Source organism: Ruminococcus albus AD2013 (genome assembly GCF_000526775.1).
Taxonomy (GTDB): domain Bacteria; phylum Bacillota; class Clostridia; order Oscillospirales; family Ruminococcaceae; genus Hominimerdicola; species Hominimerdicola alba_A.
In genome coordinates this window covers 2,130,095-2,151,196 of sequence record NZ_JAGS01000001.1, presented here as the reverse complement: position 1 = coordinate 2,151,196, position 21,102 = coordinate 2,130,095, and the positions used below count along the sequence as shown (strand labels likewise).

Sequence of the window (21,102 nt, the reverse complement as noted above, 5' to 3'; positions counted from 1 at the left end):
CATGGGAAAAAACACTATGGTGAATTTTGATAACTCCGCGGGAACTTTCCCAAAGCCCGAAAGCGTTCGTCAGGCTGTATCAGAGGCTGTGAGGGTATTGGGAGGAAATCCCGGCAGGGGAGGGCACAGGCTTTCTCTTGAAGCCGCGGAGAGGGTCTATAAGGTGAGAAAAAGTGCGGCAGAGTTTTTCGGAGCTGAAACAGAGAACACCGCTTTCACCCCTAACTGCACCTATGCCCTTAACATGGCGATAAAGGGGATAATGCAGTTCGGCGGACATATCATAATAAGCGGGTGGGAGCATAACTCCGTCAGCCGACCTGTATACGCGCTGACAAAACGCAGCGGAGTGAAGTGTTCGGTGGCGGAGATATACCCTGATGTTGGTCGGACTGTTGAGGGCATTGAAAAGCTTATCAGGCAGGATACTTTGTGCATTTGCTGTATGGCGGCTTCAAACGTAACCGGGCGGATACTGCCTTATCGTGAGATAGCAGAACTCTGCAAGCGGCGTAATATAGCCTTTATCTGTGACTGCGCACAGGCTTCGGGGGTGCTTCCGGTAAAGGTCGGCGATGGTATCAGCTTTATATGCACCTCGGGGCAGAAAGGGCTTTACGGACCCGTGGGCACGGGTCTGCTGATAAGCAGCGGTGAATATCCGCTGTCCACGATAATCGAGGGCGGCACAGGGGCGACTTCGGGCGAACTGGCACAGACGCCTTATATGCCTGAAAAGCTTGAAAGCGGCACTCTTAACACGGCAGGGTTTTCGGGACTGGGTGCGGGACTTGATTTTGTAAAAAGCAAGGGTATTGATACTATCCTGCGGCACGAAAAGAAACTCTGCGAGTTATTTGAGCGCGGTCTTGAAAAGCTGGGTGCGGAAGTTTATGACAGGGATATGCCCCGTGTACCGATAGTATCCTTCAATATCAGCGGCAGAACTTCCGAAGAGGCTGCGGCAGAACTCAGCAAGGGCGGATTTGCCCTGCGTGGCGGTATGCATTGTGCGGCACTTGCCCATGAAAGTCTGGGTACGGGCAAGCGGGGGGCAGTGAGGTTCTCTCCATCAGCGTTCAATACTCCTGCACAGGTAAATGCGCTCCTGAGATATATGGAAAGCATATCCCGCATATAAATGCAAGACCCCGCAGAACAATACTGCGGGGTTTGCGATATGTTAATTTACTTCCGTTTTTTGAACACCAGTACTACGCAGCCTGCCAGCGCAACACTTACTGTACCCAAAGTAACAGTGCCCGTGTTGGGATTTGTGTTTTCACTGATAACAGTTTTTTCGCCTGCATCGGAGGTGTTTGTATCAGCTTGGACGGGTACAGCGGCAGAACACAGCATCATGGTGCAGCATAACAGGGAAATCAGCTTTTTCCTCAAGCCGCCTCACTCCTTTACTGATGACATTATTATCTTGTCTGTCATTTTCTTATGTCACTATTTTATCACACTTCCATCACAGTTTCAAGATGCACATTGACCAAATAACAAGGCATATTTATGGAAGATATCAACAGTTAAAATTAATCGGCAGTGAAGTAATGTTAACTCATAAGCGTATAAAAAGACACTCCTGTCTGAAGTGACAGAAGTGTCTGAAATTACATATCAAGCGATGTTTCGCGGATAATTACTTGTCAGCGATAACGTCGATGCCGGGCAGGACCTTACCCTCGAGGTATTCGAGAGAAGCGCCGCCGCCTGTGGAGATGTGGCTCATCTTGTCAGCAAAGCCCAGCTGGATAACAGCTGCTGCAGAGTCGCCGCCGCCGATGATTGTGGTAGCGTCGGTCTCAGCCAGTGCCTTAGCAACAGCGATAGTACCTGCTGCCAGTGTGGGGTTCTCGAAAACGCCCATAGGTCCGTTCCAAACAACGGTCTTTGCGCTCTTTACAGCCTCAGCGAAGAGAGCCTGAGTCTTGGTACCGATGTCCAGACCTTCCTTGTCAGCGGGGATCTTGTCGGAATCAACGATCTCAACTTCAACCTCTGCATCGATAGGATCAGGGAAGTTGGAAACTACTGTTGTATCGATAGGCAGGAGGAGCTTCTTGCCGTTAGCCTCAGCCTTAGCGATCATCTCCTTGCAGTAATCCAGCTTGGTGTCGTCAACGAGGGACTTACCAACTTCCTTGCCCTGAGCCTTCAGGAAGGTGTAAGCCATACCGCCGCCGATGATGAGTGTATCGCACTTCTCGAGCAGGTTGGAGATAACGTTCAGCTTATCAGCAACCTTAGCACCGCCGAGGATAGCAACGAAAGGACGAACAGGGGTCTCAACTGCATTGCCGAGGTAGTTGATCTCCTTCTGCATCAGGTAACCAACTGCGGTCTCCTTAACGAACTTGGTAACGCCTGCTGTGGAAGCGTGAGCTCTGTGAGCAGAACCGAAAGCGTCCATAACGAATACCTGACCGTCAACCAGATCAGCCAGTTCCTTAGCGAACTCTTCGCCGTTCTTGGTCTCGTCGTTGCCTCTGAATCTTGTGTTCTCCAGAACAACGATCTCGCCGTCATTCATAGCTGCAACTGCTGCCTTAGCGTTGTCGCCTACAACAGTATCATCAGCTGCGAAAGTAACCTTGGTGCTTACCAGCTCTGCAAGTCTGTCAGCAGCGGGCTTCAGGCTGAACTTAGCCTCAGGACCGTTCTTGGGCTTGCCGAGGTGAGAACAAAGAACTACCTTTGCGCCGTTCTCTACCAGCTTGTTGATAGTGGGCAGAGCAGCGGTTATTCTGTTATCGTTAGTGATAACGCCGTCCTTCAGCGGAACGTTGAAATCAACTCTTACGAGTACCTTTTTGCCCTTAACATTAATGTCTTCAACAGTGACTTTGTTTAATCCTGCCATTTTAGTGACACCTCTCTCTTAATATTTCCGCCGAGGCGGATTCGTTTGTTGTTGAACTGATGTAAACGACAAATAAGTCCGAAAGACCCAAGTCGTTCAAAATTTAACAACCTCGAATACTATTATATAATATCACGGCAAAAAAATCAAGAGGTTTGGGCATATTTTTTCCAAATTATCAAAAATATAGCTCTTTTGGGGACGGCTGTTATTCATTATTGTTCCGAAAGCCCGTTACTCTCTGCCCTTGCTGCGGAATATCAGTGAAGCCAGAAAAGCAAAGAGCATGGCGGCGGATATACCTCCCGCACCGGCGGTGAGGCCGCCTGTGAATATGCCGAGAAAGCCTTTGTCTTCTATCTCTCGGCGGACACCCTCAGCCATCAGCGCACCGAAGCCTGTCAGGGGGACGCTTGCGCCGCAGCCTGCGGCATCGCGGAGCTTGCTGTATATCCCGATACCGCCGAGGATCACACCTGCGACCACATAAGCAGTGAGTATCCGTGCGGGAGTGAGCTTGGTGAAGTCTATCAGAAGCTGACCTATGGCACAGAGTATGCCGCCGACTAAAAAAGCATAGAGATATATCATTGTTCTGCACTTCCTTTCTCCGATGACAGCCAGACAAGGTGGCTCACCGATGGTATGCTCTCGCCCTGCTGACTGACTGTCGGGGACAGCAGAGCGCCTGTTGCGGCGAAGAGGATATTTTTCAGTCTGCCGCTTTTCAGCTCGGGGATAAAGTATCCGCAGAGCATACTTGCCGCACAGCCGCAGCCGCTTCCGCCTGAGTGAACGTCCTGTCTGTCGCTGTCATATATCATAAGTCCGCAGTCAAGGTGACGGGAACGTATATCTATGGCATCTCTGTCAGCCATCTCGCAAAGCAGTCTGCTGCCGACTTTTCCTAAATCACCCGTAACGATATGGTCGAAATCTGATGGGGACATTTCGGTGTCCCTGAAAAATTCACGTATGGTGGAATATGCCGCAGGAGCCATGGCGGCACCCATATTGTTGGCATCTGTCACCCCCATATCGACTATCCGTCCGATGGTCACGCCCCGTACATAGGGCGCACTTCCCTTGGGGGACACAGCCAGCGCTCCTGCTGCGGTAGCTGTCCACTGGGCGGTAGGGGGACGCTGTCCGCCGTAGTTGAGGGGCATACGGTACTGCCTTTCAGCGGTGCAGAAGTGTGATGATGTGACCGCCATTGCGATATCCGCAAATCCCCCTGCCGCCAGCATGGAAGCCAGCAGCAGCCCCTCGGACATAGTCGAGCAGGCGGCGTAAATGCCGAGAAATGGCAGGTTGTAGTCCCGCACGCCGTAGGTGGTGCCGACGCACTGGTTGAGCAGATCGCCGCCGATGAGAACATCAATGTCTTCCTCCTTCAGAACCGCTTTTTCAAGGGCTATGCGCACAGCCTGCTTCTGGAGCTGGCTCTCGCCCTCCTCGTAGGTCTCACGCGTAAAATAAGGGTCATCGTTTATCTTGTCGAAGTATTTTCCGTAGGGGCCTTCGTTTTCCTTCTTTCCGCCCACAGCCGCCGATGTTATTACCGAGGGCGGTGCGTGGAATACAGTCGTTGCTTTGTGCATGGTATCATCTCCGTTTTGAGGATAGTATGAACGGAAAAATATTTAATATTCGTTTGTTGCTTTTTTTTTCGTGATGTGCTATAATATATAGAAATGCAGTGTCGCGGTCGGGGGATACTGCGTTATATAAAGAGAGAAATATCCCGATATAAAGGACGAAAGACAACAGGAGAAAATTCATGAAAAGCAAGATGGAGCTCCCGTTTGCCGGCGAGAGTGAAAAAGAGATGTACGGCGAGATAGACAGATTTCTCGGAATGTCAGCCAGATACAGCAGTGCGGGGATATGGCGTACAAAGATAGTTAGTATGGCAGGCGGGCTGATTTTTGCGGCACTGTTCTATGCGGGTATGCAGAGGACAGATGATAAGACCATACTAATGGTGCTGATGATAATATCACTGCTTTTTGGTATTTCGATGCTGTGCTTTTACGGCAACAAGCCTTTTCCTGCGATGATAAACTTTAAGAAGGTCATTGAAGAAGACGGCGCTGAGAGGATATACAGCGATATGAAAACTGCCCGCAGGATAAACGGCAGCAGCATATATCTGGGCAGTGAGTATGTTTTTGATACGGATGGTCAGCTTTTCCGTATGTGCGATGTAAAAAACGTGTACATCAAAGAGATGGAAAACAAGGGCTTGAAAGTTTATTATGCCGCTATGGATATCTCGGGCGGTTCGGGTGACGGATTCGTTATCATAAAAAGGCTCACAGGCAGAAACGAAGAACAGCGGATCAGGCAGTTTATGGAAGTCAAGAAAATGTTTGCCTTTGAAAGCAGATATACTGGGATTTGAGAGGTCGGTATGAACGAAGATATGACCGCGCCCTGCGGTGGCGGGCTTATAAATATACGTGTATGCGCCATAATACAGAAAAAGGGCAGACTGCTGATGGCTTACAGTGATGATGCCGGCTACTTGTATACAGTTGGCGGACGGGTAAAATTCGGTGAAACTGCCGAGCAGGCGATAGTCCGTGAAGTATTTGAAGAAACAGGCGTAAAGCTCGGTATCGACAGGCTCGGGTTCATTCAGGAGAACTATTTTTACTGTGATGTGCCGTCGAATAAGGGGAAACTCATATACGAGGTGGATTACTTTTTTTTACATGAAAGTTCCCGAAGATTTCAAGCCCGTGGGTATGGATATCAAAGAGGGCGATAACACCGAGCATCTTTGCTGGATAGACCCGATGACAGAGGAAAGACGGTTCTATCCCGAGTTTTTCAGGACAGAGCTTTTTGAGCCTTTTGAGGGCGTAAGACATATTGTAACAGATGACAGATAATATAGATAAAAGTAAATGAGGTAGTTATGTTCAAGTTATTAAAGCAAGAGGGTGCCGCAAGACGCGGTGAATTCAAGACAGTTCACGGGACTATACAGACTCCCGTTTTCATGAACGTGGGAACTTCCGCGGCGATAAAGGGCGGAGTGTCTTCCATTGACCTTAAAAATGAACTGAAAACACAGGTGGAGCTCTGCAATACCTATCATCTTCATGTTCGTCCCGGGGACGATGTGATATACAAGATGGGCGGACTTCACAAGTTCATGAACTGGGATAAGCCCATACTCACCGACAGCGGCGGATTTCAGGTGTTCTCCCTTGCAAAGCTAAGGCGCATAAAGGAAGAGGGCGTGTACTTCAACAGCCATGTTGACGGCAGAAAGATATTCATGGGACCCGAGGAAAGTATGCAGATACAGTCCCATCTGGCATCAACTATCGCTATGGCTTTTGATGAATGCGTTGAAAATCCTGCGGAGTACAATTACTCAAAGCGTTCCTGCGAGCGCACCACAAGGTGGCTGCACAGGTGCATCGCGGAGATGAAAAGGCTCAACTCCCTTGAAGAGACCATAAACCGCGATCAGCTGCTTTTCGGCATAAATCAGGGCTGTACATACGATGACCTGCGTATCGAGCATATGAAGACTATCCGCGAGCTTGACTACTGTGCAGGCTTCGCTATCGGCGGACTTGCGGTTGGTGAGCCTACGGAGATAATGTACCACGTTATCGAGCAGGTTGAGCCTTATATGCCCAAGGACAAGCCACGTTATCTTATGGGTGTGGGTACGCCCTCGAATCTTATCGAAGCTGTTTACCGCGGCATAGATTTCTTCGACTGTGTAATGCCAAGCCGAAATGCCCGCCACGGTACCATGTTCACCTGGAACGGTATCATACATATCGAAAACAAGCGCTTTGAAACAGATGACCGTCCTGTTGACCCCCAGTGCGACTGTCCCTGCTGCCGTAATTTCAGCAGGGCTTATGTAAGGCACCTGTTCAAGTCGGAAGAACAGCTGGGCGGCAGACTGGCGGTAATGCACAACCTGTATTTCTACAATACCCTCACCGAGCGTATGCGTGAAGCCCTTGACGAGGGACGCTTCGGCGCATTCAGGGCAGAGTATTCCGCTAAGCTGGCGCAGAGACTTCCTGACGGGGAATAATATCGGATATCGTTTATATTATATAATGCAGAACGCTTCGGACATTGGGTCGGAGCGTTTTGTGTTTTAAGACGATAAATTGACCTGTCAGGAAATGTAAATAAAAAATTAAATTTCCTGTTGCCTATTGAAAAAAGAAAAGCAAGGTGTTATAATAAAGTTAGTCGAGGTAAACTAAGTTAGATAATTATAACAATGCATACCGAACTGCCTGCGTGCATAACTATATGTCTGACAGGGAAGTTCGTTTAAGGAAGGTAATCAGGGATGACACTCAAAGAATTGCAGATAGGCAAGACAGCGGTGATAACAGAAGTCGGGGGAGAGGGCGCACTCAGACAGCATTTTCTGGATATGGGCGTTATACCCGGGGCTGAGGTCAGGGTCGTAAAGTACGCCCCGCTGGGCGACCCTATGGAACTGCTTATACACGGCTATTCACTCAGCCTGCGCATGGCTGATGCGGCGGAGATCAAGGTCGAGGAGCTTTCTAAAGAAGAGGGAGCAGTTCAGGAGAAGCCGAGAAAGAAAAAGCGCGAGCACCCCGGACTTGGTGAGGGCGGACGTTTCCATGAAGCACACCCCGAAAAGCCCGAACCTCTGCCCGATAGCGTAAAGCTGACATTCGCACTGGTGGGCAATCAGAACAGCGGCAAGACCACGCTTTTCAACAGGCTGACAGGCTCAAATCAGCACGTGGGAAATTTCCCCGGAGTGACAGTAGACCGCAAGGACGGTCCTATCAAGGATCACCCAAATACCCGTGTAACCGACCTGCCGGGCATATATTCCATGTCACCCTACACTGCCGAGGAGGTAGTCAGCAGAAGCTTTGTGCTGGATGAAAAGCCCAGGGGCATAATAAATATCGTGGACGCTACCAACATCGAGCGAAACCTGTACCTTACCATGCAGCTTATCGAGATGGACGTGCCTATGGTCGTGGCGCTGAATATGATGGACGAACTTACCGCTAACGGCGGAAGTGTTGATATCAACGAGATGGAAGCTATGCTGGGCGTTCCTGTGGTGCCGATATCCGCGGCTAAGAATTCGGGCGTTGATGAGCTTATCGACCATGCGGAGCATATAGCGCGTTATCAGGAAAGACCCGTGCGGCAGGATCTCTGCGATGAGAAGAACAGCGGCGGCGCGGTACACAGATGTCTGCACGGTATCGCCTGTCTTATTGAAGACCACGCTAAACGCGCGGGACTTCCCGTGAGGTTCGCGGCAAGCAAGGTGATAGAGGGCGACGAGCTGGTAATGAAGCAGCTCTGCCTTGAACAGAACGAGACAGATGCAGTCGAGCATATCGTCGCACAGATGGAAAAGGAAAGAGGGCTCGACCGCAGTGCGGCTATCGCTGATATGAGGTTCGCTTTCATACACAAGGTCTGCAGCGAAACGGTAAAGCGCCCCCATGAGAGCAAGGAGCATATCCGAAGCAGAAAGATAGACAAGGTGCTGACAGGACGATTCACGGCGATACCCGCCTTCATCGCCATAATGGCACTGGTCTTCTGGCTGACCTTCGGCGTGATAGGCGCAGGGCTTCAGGGGCTGATGGAAACGGGCATAGATAAGCTGATAGCCCTTGCGGACGGCGCTATGAAAAGGGCAGGGGTGAATGAAGTCATACACAGCCTGCTTGTCAAGGGCATATTTGCGGGCGTTGGCAGTGTGCTGAGCTTTCTGCCTATAATCGTGACGCTATTTTTCTTCCTTTCACTGCTGGAAGACAGCGGATATATAGCACGAGTTGCGTTCTTCATGGATAAGGCTCTGAGAAAGATAGGGCTTTCGGGAAGAAGTATCGTTCCATTGCTGATAGGCTTCGGCTGTACCGTTCCTGCGGTGATGTCCACCAGAACACTGCCCAGTGAGCGCGACAGAAAAATGACGATACTGCTCACCCCATTCATGAGCTGTACCGCAAAACTGCCCATATATGCCTTTTTCGCTTCGGCATTCTTCCCCGGGAAAAGTGCTGGGATACTAATAGGACTTTATCTGCTTGGCATACTGTCCGGTATATTCGTGGCCTGCATATACAAGGTGACGGTGTTCAAGGGTGAGGCTGTACCTTTCGTAATGGAGCTCCCGAATTACCGTATGCCTGCGGCAAAGAACGTGGGTCAGCTGCTGTGGGACAAAGCCAGGGACTTCCTGCAAAGGGCGTTCTCGGTTATACTGATAGCCTCGGTTGTCATATGGTTCCTGCAAAGCTTTGATATGAACCTGCATATGGTAGATGATTCGGAAAAGAGTATACTCGCGGCAGCGGCAGGTCTGCTTTCACCGCTGTTTGCACCTGTCGGTCTGGGTGACTGGAGGATAGTCACCTCGCTGATAAGCGGCTTTATGGCTAAGGAGAGCGTAGTATCCACACTGGAGGTGCTGTTCTCAGGGGACGTAGGCAGTGCGCTGACAACTCTCGGCGCAGCTTGTCTGCTGGTGTTCTCACTGCTGTATACTCCCTGCGTTGCGGCGATAGCGGCAGTCAAAAGGGAACTCGGAAAGAAATGGGCGCTGACTCTTGTGATATGGCAGTGTGTGATAGCATGGGGTGCGGCGCTGGCAGTAAGACTTATCGGCATGGCGTTTGGAGGTATGTGATATGAGTATCGTTGATATAGTGCTTCTGGTGCTGATAATATCGGCAGTCGCCGGTGCTGCGGTACACTGTTTCAGAAACCGCGGAAAGTGCAGCTGCTCGGGGTGCTGCGGAGACTGTTCGCAGTGCCATGGAAAAATTTAGAAATGGCAAGAGGACAATCGGTCGGGTTGTCCTCTTTTTTGTACTTTTAATCATTTGCAAAAGCAGAAGCGTTAACAGAAAGTCCAAAAATACTCAATTATGATAACAATTGAGAAATGCATAATATCGTAATTGTGAAGAATGGATATTGACGTTCACGGCGGTAAGTGTTAAAATGATAGGGTGGATAATGTTATACATTTTCACGACAGATATAATAACAGGAGAGAACAAAAATGGAACTGAATGTACTTCGTCTGCTGGAAAAAACAGCGGACAGATTCAACAAAAAAACAGCCTACTCCGACAGTGATGAGAGCCTTGGTTTTTCCGAGGTTGAGGAACGTGCAAAGCGTATAGGCAGCGCCCTTGCGGAAAAGATACCCGCAAGAAGTCCCGTGGCAGTGATGTCGGGCAGACGTGTGCATACCCCCGTGATATTCCTGGGGATAGCGTATGCGGGATGCTTCTACGCGCCTATGGACAGCACTCAGCCGAAGGCAAGACTTATGGATATACTCTCGGTGCTTCAGCCGAAGATACTCATCGCGGACGAGGAAGGCATGAAGACAGCACGTGAACTGGGCTTTGAGGGCGAGATACTCTCAGCCGAGGAACTGGCGGCACACGAGATAGATCAGCCTGCCCTCGATGAAAGGGCGAGGTACGCCTGTGCCGATGATCCCCTTTATGTGATATTCACATCGGGTTCAACAGGCAAGCCTAAGGGCGTTATAACCTCGATGATGTCCCTGATGTGCTATATAAGCGCCTATCTCGAAGTTATGAAGATAGACGAAAATGATGTGCTGGGCAATCAGTCGCCCCTTGATTATATCGCGGCGGTAAGGGATATCTATGTGCCTATATTCACAGGTGCATCTATGTTCATAATACCCAAGCAGTGCTTCATGATGCCCGCAGAGCTTTTCAGGGTGATGAACGAGAGGAAAATCACTGCCGTGGGCTGGAGCGTTTCGGTGTTCACCATAGCGGTGAAGCTGAAAGCCTTTGAGGGCGAGAAGCCTCAGTACCTGAAAAAGGTTTGCTTCTCGGGCTCGGTGATGCCCTGCAGTGCCCTGAGAGTATGGCAGAAGGAACTGCCCGAATGCAAGTTCGTCAATCAGTACGGACCTACGGAGTGTACGGCATCATGTACCTATCATGAGGTCGATGGAGTTGTTGAGGAGGGTGACACTCTCCCCATCGGCAGACCTTACAGGAATTACAGAGTGTTCCTGCTTGACGATGAAAACAAGCCTGTCAGCACAGGTGAACAGGGCGAGATATGCGTCAGCGGACCGATACTCGCACTGGGCTATTACAACAACAAGGAACTTACAGACAGTTCGTTCATTCAGCACCCGCTGAACGGTGCTTACAATGAGCTTATCTATAAAACAGGTGATTACGGAGTTTTCGATGAAAGCGGAGTCCTCTGGTTCAAGGGACGCAAGGACAGACAGATAAAGCACCTTGGTCACAGGGTGGAGCTTTCGGAGATAGAGAATGCCGCACTAAGGCTGGAAAGCATCAGGGAATGCTGTGCCATGTACCTTAAAGAAAAAGAATTGATATATCTTTTCTATACAGGTACTGCAACGGTCAAGGAGGCAGCGGTGCATTTCAGGGGCATACTCCCCGGGTTTATGGTGCCCCGCAAGCTGATACAGCTTGAAGAACTCCCTCGTCTTGCAAACGGCAAGACGGATATGCGCACTCTTGCGGATATGATGAAGTAAGGAAAATCAGGTAAAATTCAGGAGGAACAAACAATGAAAGAACAGCTTTTAGAATTACTGGAAGAAATAAGACCCGACGTGGATTTTGAGAATGAAAAGCAGCTCATCACCGATGGTGTGCTGGATTCATTCGATATAGTTTCGATGGTAACAGCCATGAACGATGAGTTCGATATCGAGATAGAGGTGGGCAATCTTGTGCCCGATAACTTCAACAGCATCGAGGGCATGATGGCTCTCATCGAAAAGCTTCAGGACGAGGACTGATACCGCGGCATGAAGAAAGAGATATTCAAAAAGGCGGCTCTCACCCTGGGCACGCCCTGCTATGTGTTCGATACAGACGTTTTTGCAAAACGTGCAGCGGCGGTAAAAAAAGCCTTCGGTGACAGGGTCGGGCTTTGCTATTCCATAAAGGCGAACCCTTTTCTGCTGGCGGCACTGCCGGAAGAGTTTTCGTATATCGAAGTATGCTCTCCGGGAGAACTGAGCATATGCGAGAATGTGGGTGCGCCCCTTGATAAGATAATATTCTCCGGTGTGAACAAGACCGAGGAAGATATCGCACGCGCTTATGCTGACGGTGTTGCTATATTTACAGCCGAAAGCAGACTGCACGCAGAGCTTATTAACGAGTGTGCGGTAAAGAACGGCGGCAGGGTGAAGCTGATACTCAGACTTGCCCACGGAAGTCAGTTCGGTATGGATAAGTCCGATCTGCTGGACATTATCGATCGCAGAGAACAGTTTGCAGGCGTTGAGATAATAGGTCTGCATTACTTTACAGGCACGCAGAAAACAAAGGTCAGGACCATAGAAAAGGAGCTTGCGCTTCTGGACGAACTTTGCGCAGAGCTTGAAAACGAGCATGGCTATAAGCCTTCGCATATTGAGTACGGCACGGGGCTGGCGGTGGAGTATTACAAGGACTTTACCGAAAGCACCGATATTGCGCTGCTTGAAGAAGCATCAGAGACCGTGAGGGCGTTTGCGGAGAAGTATCCTCTTACTGTTGAGATGGGCAGATTCTTCGCCGCTGAATGCGGAAGCTATCTGACCAAAGTAATGGACATAAAGACCACAAATGATATAAATTACGTGATATGCGACGGCGGTATAAACCATGTGAACTACTACGGTCAGAACATGGCAATGAAAGTTCCGCCCATAGAGGTGCTTGATAAAAACGGTGAGGAAAGCGACTACTGCCTGTGCGGAAGCCTCTGCACCACCGCTGATATACTTGTGCGCAAAGCAACTCTCCCGACCCTTGAAAGAGGGGATATCATCGCATTTTCAAAGTGCGGTGCTTATTCCGTTGCGGAGGGCATAGCGGCATTCCTTTCGAGAGATATGCCCGCAGCAGCTCTTTACAGCGAAAAAGACGGACTGACAGAACAGCGCGGTCACATCGCGACATATCCTTTGAATTCACCGCATCGGAGGTAAGAACTTGAGCTATACTTCGATCAATTACCTCTTGTATGTGGCTGTCTGTCTGCTGATATACAGGATAATACCCAAGACAAAGAGATGGTGGGTACTTCTGGCGGCAAGCATGGGATTCTACGGGATACTGTGCAGGGAACACCCGTCACTGGTACTGTTTATACTTATGACCGCCGCTACTACCTACGGCGGAGGACTCTGGCTCGAAAAATACATCGAGCAGAAAGAGGCTTATGTAAAGTCGCAGAAAGGCAAGTGGAGCAAGGAAGAAAAGAGCGCCTACAAGGATAAGGTCACGGTTGGGAAAAAGCGGATATGCGCTTCCGTGCTGGTGCTGAATTTCGGTGTGCTGGCATTCCTGAAATATTTCAACTTCTTTGCGGATACGATAAATTCCGTGACAGGGCGGGGAAGTGTCCCGAGGCTGGGACTGCTGCTGCCCATAGGTATATCCTTCTATACCTTCCAGTCGATGGGATATATCATCGACATCTACCGTAAAAAATACAAGGCAGAGCGGAATTATCTGAAATTCCTGCTGTTCGTGTCCTTCTTCCCGCAGATAGTGCAGGGACCCATAGCCTTTTACAGCGACCTCGCACATCAGCTTTATGCAGGCGAGGACGTAAGATTTCAAAACATAAAGCAGGGCGTTCTGCTGATAACATGGGGCTTTTTCAAAAAGCTTGTCATTGCTGACCGTCTTGTTAACACGGTGATGACTGTTCCCAATGACTGCGACAGTTATTCGGGCACAGCGGTACTGCTGACAGCACTGATGTATGCTTTGCAGCTGTATGCCGATTTCTCTGGCGGTATAGATATCTCCCGCGGCGTGGCACAGCTTTTCGGCATAAATATGGCGGAGAACTTCAAACGTCCCTATTTTTCAAAGGATATCTCGGAGTACTGGCACCGCTGGCATATCACCCTCGGCGCATGGCTGAGGGAGTATCTCTTCTATCCCGTGGCAATGTCAAAGCCTTTCCAGAAAATGGGCAAGGCTCTGAAAGCCAGGTTCGGCATGAAGATATCAAAGGTACTGCCTGTCAGCATAGCTTCGCTGATAACCTTCCTTGTGGTGGGCATATGGCATGGCGCTAACTGGAAATATGTGGCTTTCGGCGTGTGGAACGGCGGTATCATAATGGTATCGACACTGCTGGAAAGCAATTTTGAAAACTGGAAAAAGAAACTTCATATCGAAAATACAAACAAGCTGTTCATAGCATTTCAGCTGTTCAGGACATTCCTGATAGTGCTGGTGGGCTACTACTTCGATATCGCACCTGATTTCTCAACTGCGATGCACATGATGTATATGTCGGTGACAGACCTTCACCCTGCTGAAATTCTGAACAAGGATTTCCTGACATCGCTGACCCTGAGCAGAGCGGATATTATCGCAGTGCTCGCGGCAATGGTCGTGCTGCTGATAGTTTCCCTGAAACAGGAGCGTTCACAGACCACACTGCGTGAGCAGATATGCAAAAAGAGTTTTGTATTCCAGTCGCTGATATTCATATTACTGTTCTATGCAGTAGTGATATTCGGCGTGTACGGACCGGGTTCAAATCCCGCTGATTTCTATTATATGCAGTTCTGATAAGGAGAGCAGGAGACAAATGAAAAGCAATAAGATGAAACGTGCGGTGAAGCTTTCGGCGCTGGGTATCGTTATGCTGCTGTTATTCGTGCTATTATCATGGGTGATGCAGTATACGGCTATCAGCTCGGAGACCCATGTGCGCAACTTCTACCGCGAACCTGAAAATTCACTTGATGTGGCTATGATAGGGTGCAGTGAGGCTTATGCCGATTTCTCGCCGCCCATAGCCTATGACAAGTACGGATTTACCAGCTACAATCTGGCTTTTGAGGCTGCACCGGGTCATTTGTATAACTCGATGCTGGATACATTTTTATCAAGGCAGAAGCCCCAGGTAGTTGTGTTTGAGGTCAACGGATTTTTCTATAACAACGACCACCCTTATAAAGAGGGCGTAAAGCGCAAGTGGATAGACAATATCAAAAAGGACAAGCAGTGGTTTGAGCTTATCAAAAAGGAAGTTCCCGAGGATGAGCGTCCCAATTACTATGTGGGTCTGTTGAAATATCACGATAACTGGAAACACCCCGTGTTGCTTGCAAGCAGACAGTATCAGCTGTGGCTCAACAGCAGGGGCGATGTTTCGATGATGAAAAGCTTCGGCACCAGGACGACTACCGATTCGGCGATAAAGAAGACAAAGAAAAGACATCATAAACTGGGCGAATACGGCATAAAAAATCTCACTGCCACAATGGAGCACTGCAAGGAACTCGGCTTGAAGAATGTGCTGTTCATACGCACTCCTCACAAGGATAAGTTCAGCCCCGAAGTTGATGAAGAGCTTAAAAAGCTTATAAACGATGCGGGCTACGATTACGTGAATTTCGAGCGTGATGAAAATATCGGCATAGATGAAAATACCGATTACTACAACGGCGATCATCTGAACGTTTTCGGCAATGAGAAGAACACTGTTTATCTTGGAAAATATCTGGTAGATCACTATGATATAGATACCACTCATTCCGAAGAAGTGAACAAACAGTGGCGTGAATGTGCCGAATACACCTACAAGGTATTTGATGTGCTCAAAAAGAAGACTCTTGAGGAAGAAGATCAGCAGTATAACGAATTCTGTGATTTCAGCAAGAGCACTGTATCACTGAAGAAAAAGTTTGCTGAGTTCAAAGCGAAATTCTCCGATGGATCATCGTCGGTGAAAGAGTGATATTGACAAGCAGGTCCGCAGATGTTATACTATAATCATTAATAATTCTGCCGAAAGGCTAAAGGAGTAATTGACATGGATAAGAAGATAACTGTTATCAAGGGCGACGGTATAGGTCCCGAGATAGTTACTGAGGCTATAAAGGTGCTTGACGCTGTTGCTGCCAAGTTCGGTCACAGCTTTGAATATACCGATATACTTATGGGCGGCTGTTCCATAGATGCCTGCGGCGTTCCGCTGACAGACGAGGCTGTTGCTACCGCTAAGGCTGCCGATGCTGTTCTGCTGGGTGCGATAGGCGGTAATACCTCCACTTCTCCCTGGTATAAGCTTGCTCCCAACCTCCGCCCCGAGGCAGGTCTGCTGAAGATACGTAAGGAACTGGGACTGTTCGCTAACCTGCGTCCCGCTAACCTGTATGACGAGCTGAAATTCGCCTGCCCCCTGAGAAGCGATATCATCGAGGGCGGTTTCGATATGATGATAATGCGTGAGCTTACAGGCGGACTTTACTTCGGCGCAAGAAAGACCGAGGAAGTTGACGGCGTTGAGACTGCTGTTGACACACTTTCCTACAACGAGAATGAGATAAGACGCATTGCTATAAAGGGCTTCGATATCGCTATGAAGCGCCGCAAGAAGGTAACTAGCGTTGACAAGGCTAATGTTCTGGATTCTTCAAGACTCTGGAGAAAGATAGTAAACGAAGTTGCCAAGGATTACCCTGAGGTAGAGCTGGAGCATATGCTGGTGGATAACTGCGCTATGCAGCTGGTACGTGACCCCAAGCAGTTCGATGTTATACTCACCGAGAATATGTTCGGTGATATCCTTTCGGATGAGGCTGCTATGGTCAGCGGTTCTCTGGGTATGCTGGCTTCTGCTTCGCTGAACGATACAAAGTTCGGTCTCTACGAACCCAGCCACGGTTCTGCACCCGATATCGCAGGTCAGGATAAGGCTAATCCTCTGGCTACCATACTTTCAGCTTCCATGATGCTCAGATACTCTTTCGATATGGATAAGGAAGCTGACGCTATCGACAATGCAGTAAAGCAGGTGCTTGCTGAGGGCTACCGCACAGGCGATATCATGTCCGAGGGCATGAAGCAGGTCGGCTGTAAGGAAATGGGTACTCTGGTAGCAGAGAGAGTATAAGCCCTCGCGCGGGTGCGCATCTCCCTCGTCCGATACACGGCGGGGACGGAGAAATTTGTTTGGCTCGGGGTCAGAAATGGCGATAGAACCGAGCTGATAAATCGAGAGGGTATTAGTGTATAACAGCTTGTTTGCCGTTATTGCACAAATCAGATAGATATTTTGGTGGGGGCTGTCAGTTTTTGGCAGTCCCTTTTTATAAGGATATAAGGAGATAATAATGAGAGAACTTGGCTTTATGGGGATAATAAAAGAGATAGTACTGCCATTTGCGCTATCTGCACTTTTCGCATGGGTCACTATAAGTCATGCTGTAAAGGCTATAAAGGATGTGAGACGTTTCAAAAGAGAGGGCTGCATCGTTCCTGCAAAGGTGACGGATTTTCATATGTACAAGGCGTATAATGGCAGTTTTCGCTATAACCGCTTCGAAGTCACAGTGGAATGCGCTTTGCCTGATCACATCAGTGATGAGAGGTTTCTGCTTACTACCACAAGTCACAGAGGAAAACGCTATAAAGATCTGAAAGATACAGAGGTAGTTTTCCTGAGCCTGAATGATAAAAGCCCCATCCTCAAAGAAGAACTTCGCCATATCAGAAGAATGCGCTTTATTGCGATGTTAGGAGGAGTGATCAGTGTAATGTTTTGTATGCTGATGATCATCGCTGTTGTCTGTGAATTGCTGGATACGGGTCGGCTTGCCTGAACTTATCAGAAAAAAATTTTATAAAAATCATCAAACCCCTTGACAAACTGAAAAAAATCTGCTATAATATATGAGTTGTTATGAGAGATATCTCAGAGCAAATGAGCCATTAGCTCAGTTGGCAGAGCATTTGACTTTTAATCAAAGGGTCTGGAGTTCGAATCTCCAATGGCTCATTCATCGCCTTCGGTTATTATCGAGGGCGGTATTTTATATGCGGGTGTGGTGAAATTGGCAGACACGTTAGATTTAGGTTCTAATGCCGAATGGTGTGCAGGTTCAAGTCCTGTCACCCGCACTGAAAAGTCCGCAGATACGTAAGGCGCGTATCTGTGGGCTTTTTTTTGTTATCCCGTTGACACACCAAATTAACTGGTGTAATATCGAAACTTGAAATACTTGGCGGTTTTCTTTGATCTCGGCTTCACGCTTTGCGATCATATCGTTGTACATATCTGTATGTGCTTTATTGTTTATCCGTTGTCCGGAAGAAGTCTGTATCCAAAAACGAGCTTAAATTGCGTGCAAAACAAACGTGCTGTATATACCATTCACTCCGATTTTTCAACTGTTGACTCTCAAAAAACTGACTTTCTTGACCGTAAGTGCTATACTTCAAGTACAGTCAAACAACGAAATGAAAAAACAAAATAAAGGATTTTACAACGGCATTTCGGAAAAAACTAAAGTAATTTAAATTTGAAAGGAAGAATTACAATGAACACCACATTCAAGAAAACCGCGTCAGTTATACTGGCATTCACTCTTCTCGCAGGAGGTTCTGCTCTCACAGGTACAACAGTACCTGATATTTTCAATTCAACATCAATAACCGCATCAGCTGCACTTTCACTGTCCGGTACATCATATCAGCTTCACGCAACACCTTCAACTACACTGAAGAATGGAAGCAATGGTGATTCAGTAAAGTGGCTCCAGTGTGCTCTGAACAAGCTGGGTATGGCATCTCCGGCTTTGACTGTTGATGGTGCTTTCGGTGCTAATACAACAGCGGCTGTTAAAAAATTCCAGAAGAAGTATATGGGTGCAAGCGAAGTTGACGGCATATTCGGAACAAAGTCACTCAATGCAATGAAGAAAGCACTGGGCATAACGACTGCTTATCCTTCCGGCATAAGTAAGACCGATTACATACGCATCTGCAACTGTGTTGCACATGAGGCAAAAAGCAACAACATCTCAATGTATGAGAAGGCACTTGTTGTTGAGGTTATAATGAACCGCAAGAGCTCAGGCAGCTTCCCTAATACCGTATACGGAGTTATCACACAGCCTAATCAGTTCTCCGGTTCATCAAGCTATGCAGGTTTGACAAAGTTTTCAAACGAAGTTACCACAGGCGTTAAAGAAGCAGTAACATACTATTTCAATCACAAGAGCACTTTCAATGAGAGCTATCTGTACTTCCGTGGAAACGGCTCTTACAACTTCTTCAGCAAAACATACAGGGGCGCATACAGACGTCCCGGCGGAAGCGGTTCTATCGTAGTATAATAATTATAGATATAACAATACGGGTACTTTCTCAAATGAAAATACCCGTATTTTTCATATATCCGCACTTTCCCCGCGCTCACCCGAAAACCATCTGTGCCACACAAATATAATGACCACTGATACATCACGATCCGTGGTCTTGATTATTTTTATGCAAGAGTTTTTGATACCCTTAACGTGACGTGTGCCGCAATAAGCACAATATCAGTAACATCTGCATCGGGCGGCAGGAGCGCAACATCATCAAGGTATACCAGACCGTCCTCATATACAAAGAAGCTTACACCGGAACTAAGTCCGCAGGGCGCAGTGAGCATGAAAAGCTTCTGAAACAGGTGCAGGGCGGTGACATTATCGTATTTTACAGCGTGATCCGTATGAACCGTAATGCTGCCGAGGGTATAGAGCTAAACATGACTCTATGACATAGGTAATGAGAACGCTGACGATCTTCATCGGAGGACAGCAGAAGGTATAGAGAACGCCGGACGGAACGGCAAACAGATCAGACGGCGTAAAGGAGCAACACTCAATGTCAGGAAGGCTGCTGCTAAAGTAAGCCGTAAGACCTGCAACAAGTACAAGGCGGAACTGCGCAGGAAGTCTGAAACAGGGGGGGTGGAGATGACACTCGATGAAGTGTACGGAAAAAGGCGGCGAATAATCATGGATAACCGAGCAATGCCCCGAAGTGTTCAAAATACTTCGGAGCATTGCTATATCTGTATTTGTTTTGGGGACAGGTTTTATTGGCTTGCTGTTTTCACCAATAAATCTCACCTGTGATAGTTTTTGAATGTGAAACAGATGACCGTTTGCAGGCACTGCTGTTGCAGAAAGTGAAAATGTAGTTCTGCGGACAGGAAAAACGCTGTGTGTATCTTTTCTTTTCCATGATAAGTTACCGTGATCATCGCTTTGAAGTTTGATATAACTTTATGCATTACGCCAAAACAGCCACAGGAATAAACCGATCCTGTGACTGTTTTTTTGAATATCAGCAAACGCCAACCATTACTCGGTCCCTGCACAGGACCGGCTGATCCGGCGGTTGCCATCATGCTTTGCAACTGAGATCAATAATTTGAATGTTTGTATGCGGATAAAGCATATACATTATTCTTGTAAGTGTTGATCTCATTTACGTAATTTGCACAGTTTGTGCAGTTGTACAGACCTGAAGGAATAGTGGTGTAGTAGCCGGGATCAAGTCTTGTACCGGAGTAACTGCCTTCACGGATAGAGAAATCAAGGTGAGGACCGGAGCTATTGCCTGTGCTGCCGACTTTTCCGATCTCTGTTCCGGCTGAAACGGTTGCACCGTTTGCAATAGTGATCTGGCTCAGGTGCATATAAACAGTCAGGTAGGTTTTACCTTCGATCTTATGAGTGATTACAACGTAATTACCCGCACCACCGTTCCAGCTGCCGGGATAGGTCTGTACAGTACCTGCAGCTGCTGCTCTGACAGATGTACCGGTAGGTGCTGCAATATCTATCGCACCATGATTTCTGCCGTCAACGAATGCAGAGGAAATTGCCGCAACACCGGGAACAGGCCAGCTGAACTGTCTCTTTGTGGGTGTAACTATTGTTCCAGAACGAAGTACTGACTTCATCTTTGAACGGGAAGCAGGACCAAAATAACCATCTACTGCTAAATTATACTTTCTCTGGAATGCTAAAACTGCTGTCTTTGTTGCATTGCCAAAAGCACCATCAACATCTAATTTAGAAGTAGAAAGACGAGAACCGCTTCTATCGCCATTAACAATAAGGTTATTGATCGCACACTGAAGCCACTTTACATCATCGCCCCTGCTGCCATTTGAGAGAGTACGGCTTGGCTCTGAATGATTCCAATAGTCCGTGTTGTATGATGCCGCAAACGCAGCCATAGGCAGCATCGAAATAACGATTACGATTGTCAAAAAGATACTTATAAATGGTTTTGAAAATTTCTTCATAATTAAATTTACTCCTTAGCTATAATTTTTGGTTTCCGGTTATCCCGTTTACACACCAGATTAAATGGTGTAAT

The 21,102-nt window shown here is 48.0% G+C and carries 22 protein-coding genes and 2 tRNA genes; 18 read left to right on the top strand and 6 right to left on the bottom strand.

Translation table 11 applies throughout. The features are described from left to right. Position 1: 1 nt before the first annotated feature. Entirely contained in the window at positions 2–1,141 is a 1,140-nt protein-coding gene (locus N773_RS0109590) for an aminotransferase class V-fold PLP-dependent enzyme (RefSeq protein WP_051454275.1), read from the top strand. Between the two features lie 47 nt (positions 1,142–1,188). On the opposite strand, the gene N773_RS0109585 is transcribed toward N773_RS0109590, so the two are convergent. The 4 genes from N773_RS0109585 to N773_RS0109570 all read right to left on the bottom strand — a co-directional run bounded on the left by N773_RS0109585 (position 1,189) and on the right by N773_RS0109570 (position 4,473). After that, positions 1,189–1,398: an NPXTG-anchored protein gene (locus tag N773_RS0109585; RefSeq protein WP_024857587.1), complete on the bottom strand. Its 210-nt coding sequence runs from the start codon at positions 1,396–1,398 to the stop codon at positions 1,189–1,191. Positions 1,399–1,648: 250 nt separating this feature from the next. Then, positions 1,649–2,869: a phosphoglycerate kinase gene (locus tag N773_RS0109580; protein WP_024857586.1), complete on the bottom strand. Its 1,221-nt coding sequence runs from the start codon at positions 2,867–2,869 to the stop codon at positions 1,649–1,651. Between the two features lie 234 nt (positions 2,870–3,103). Beyond that, entirely contained in the window at positions 3,104–3,460 is a 357-nt protein-coding gene (gene spoVAE, locus N773_RS0109575) for a stage V sporulation protein AE (protein WP_024857585.1), read from the bottom strand. Continuing rightward, complete coding sequence (locus tag N773_RS0109570) at positions 3,457–4,473, bottom strand: stage V sporulation protein AD (protein ID WP_024857584.1); 1,017 nt, start codon at positions 4,471–4,473, stop codon at positions 3,457–3,459. Before N773_RS0109570 ends, spoVAE begins: the two co-directional genes overlap by 4 nt. A gap of 179 nt (positions 4,474–4,652) precedes the next feature. Between N773_RS0109570 and N773_RS0109565 the strand changes: the two genes are divergently transcribed. The 17 genes from N773_RS0109565 to N773_RS22915 all read left to right on the top strand — a co-directional run bounded on the left by N773_RS0109565 (position 4,653) and on the right by N773_RS22915 (position 19,486). After that, the gene (locus tag N773_RS0109565; RefSeq protein ID WP_024857583.1) at positions 4,653–5,276 is read left to right on the top strand and encodes a hypothetical protein; all 624 of its coding nucleotides are present in this window, start codon (positions 4,653–4,655) and stop codon (positions 5,274–5,276) included. A gap of 9 nt (positions 5,277–5,285) precedes the next feature. Further along, on the top strand, positions 5,286–5,645 hold the full coding sequence (locus tag N773_RS20075; RefSeq protein ID WP_242840374.1) for an NUDIX domain-containing protein: 360 nt from the start codon (positions 5,286–5,288) through the stop codon (positions 5,643–5,645). Then, entirely contained in the window at positions 5,623–5,769 is a 147-nt protein-coding gene (locus tag N773_RS22920; protein WP_242840373.1) for a hypothetical protein, read from the top strand. Before N773_RS20075 ends, N773_RS22920 begins: the two co-directional genes overlap by 23 nt. Before the next feature lie 26 nt (positions 5,770–5,795). Then, entirely contained in the window at positions 5,796–6,944 is a 1,149-nt protein-coding gene (gene tgt / locus N773_RS0109555) for a tRNA guanosine(34) transglycosylase Tgt (RefSeq protein WP_013497736.1), read from the top strand. 267 nt (positions 6,945–7,211) lie between these two features. Beyond that, entirely contained in the window at positions 7,212–9,563 is a 2,352-nt protein-coding gene (gene feoB, locus N773_RS0109550) for a ferrous iron transport protein B (protein WP_024857582.1), read from the top strand. Between the two features lies 1 nt (position 9,564). Further along, on the top strand, positions 9,565–9,705 hold the full coding sequence (locus tag N773_RS22600) for a hypothetical protein (protein ID WP_196231626.1): 141 nt from the start codon (positions 9,565–9,567) through the stop codon (positions 9,703–9,705). Positions 9,706–9,941: 236 nt separating this feature from the next. Further along, a complete protein-coding gene (locus tag N773_RS0109540; RefSeq protein WP_024857581.1) occupies positions 9,942–11,447 on the top strand; it encodes an amino acid adenylation domain-containing protein in 1,506 nt (501 codons plus the stop codon). Positions 11,448–11,480: 33 nt separating this feature from the next. Next, positions 11,481–11,714, top strand: coding sequence for an acyl carrier protein (locus N773_RS0109535; protein WP_013497742.1), 234 nt, complete (start codon positions 11,481–11,483; stop codon positions 11,712–11,714). Between the two features lie 9 nt (positions 11,715–11,723). After that, positions 11,724–12,896, top strand: a complete 1,173-nt coding sequence (locus tag N773_RS0109530; protein ID WP_024857580.1) for an alanine racemase — start codon at positions 11,724–11,726, stop codon at positions 12,894–12,896. 4 nt (positions 12,897–12,900) lie between these two features. Then, on the top strand, positions 12,901–14,502 hold the full coding sequence (locus N773_RS0109525) for an MBOAT family O-acyltransferase (RefSeq protein ID WP_024857579.1): 1,602 nt from the start codon (positions 12,901–12,903) through the stop codon (positions 14,500–14,502). A gap of 19 nt (positions 14,503–14,521) precedes the next feature. Continuing rightward, entirely contained in the window at positions 14,522–15,676 is a 1,155-nt protein-coding gene (locus N773_RS0109520) for a hypothetical protein (RefSeq protein ID WP_024857578.1), read from the top strand. A 75-nt stretch (positions 15,677–15,751) separates the two neighbouring features. Next, complete coding sequence (leuB, locus tag N773_RS0109515; protein ID WP_024857577.1) at positions 15,752–16,834, top strand: 3-isopropylmalate dehydrogenase; 1,083 nt, start codon at positions 15,752–15,754, stop codon at positions 16,832–16,834. Positions 16,835–17,054: 220 nt separating this feature from the next. Further along, positions 17,055–17,543, top strand: coding sequence for a hypothetical protein (locus N773_RS0109510; protein ID WP_024857576.1), 489 nt, complete (start codon positions 17,055–17,057; stop codon positions 17,541–17,543). 103 nt (positions 17,544–17,646) lie between these two features. Beyond that, positions 17,647–17,719, top strand: a tRNA-Lys gene (locus N773_RS0109505). Between the two features lie 40 nt (positions 17,720–17,759). Further along, positions 17,760–17,841, top strand: a tRNA-Leu gene (locus N773_RS0109500). Between the two features lie 419 nt (positions 17,842–18,260). Further along, positions 18,261–19,058, top strand: coding sequence for a peptidoglycan-binding protein (locus N773_RS0109495; RefSeq protein WP_024857575.1), 798 nt, complete (start codon positions 18,261–18,263; stop codon positions 19,056–19,058). Positions 19,059–19,243: 185 nt separating this feature from the next. Then, positions 19,244–19,486, top strand: coding sequence for a recombinase family protein (locus tag N773_RS22915; protein ID WP_080678328.1), 243 nt, complete (start codon positions 19,244–19,246; stop codon positions 19,484–19,486). Positions 19,487–19,824: 338 nt separating this feature from the next. On the opposite strand, the gene N773_RS23270 is transcribed toward N773_RS22915, so the two are convergent. Both N773_RS23270 and N773_RS21235 read right to left on the bottom strand, forming a co-directional pair. Then, complete coding sequence (locus tag N773_RS23270; RefSeq protein WP_278245340.1) at positions 19,825–19,956, bottom strand: hypothetical protein; 132 nt, start codon at positions 19,954–19,956, stop codon at positions 19,825–19,827. A 181-nt stretch (positions 19,957–20,137) separates the two neighbouring features. Continuing rightward, on the bottom strand, positions 20,138–20,992 hold the full coding sequence (locus tag N773_RS21235) for a peptidoglycan DD-metalloendopeptidase family protein (RefSeq protein WP_196231625.1): 855 nt from the start codon (positions 20,990–20,992) through the stop codon (positions 20,138–20,140). Positions 20,993–21,102: the final 110 nt, after the last annotated feature.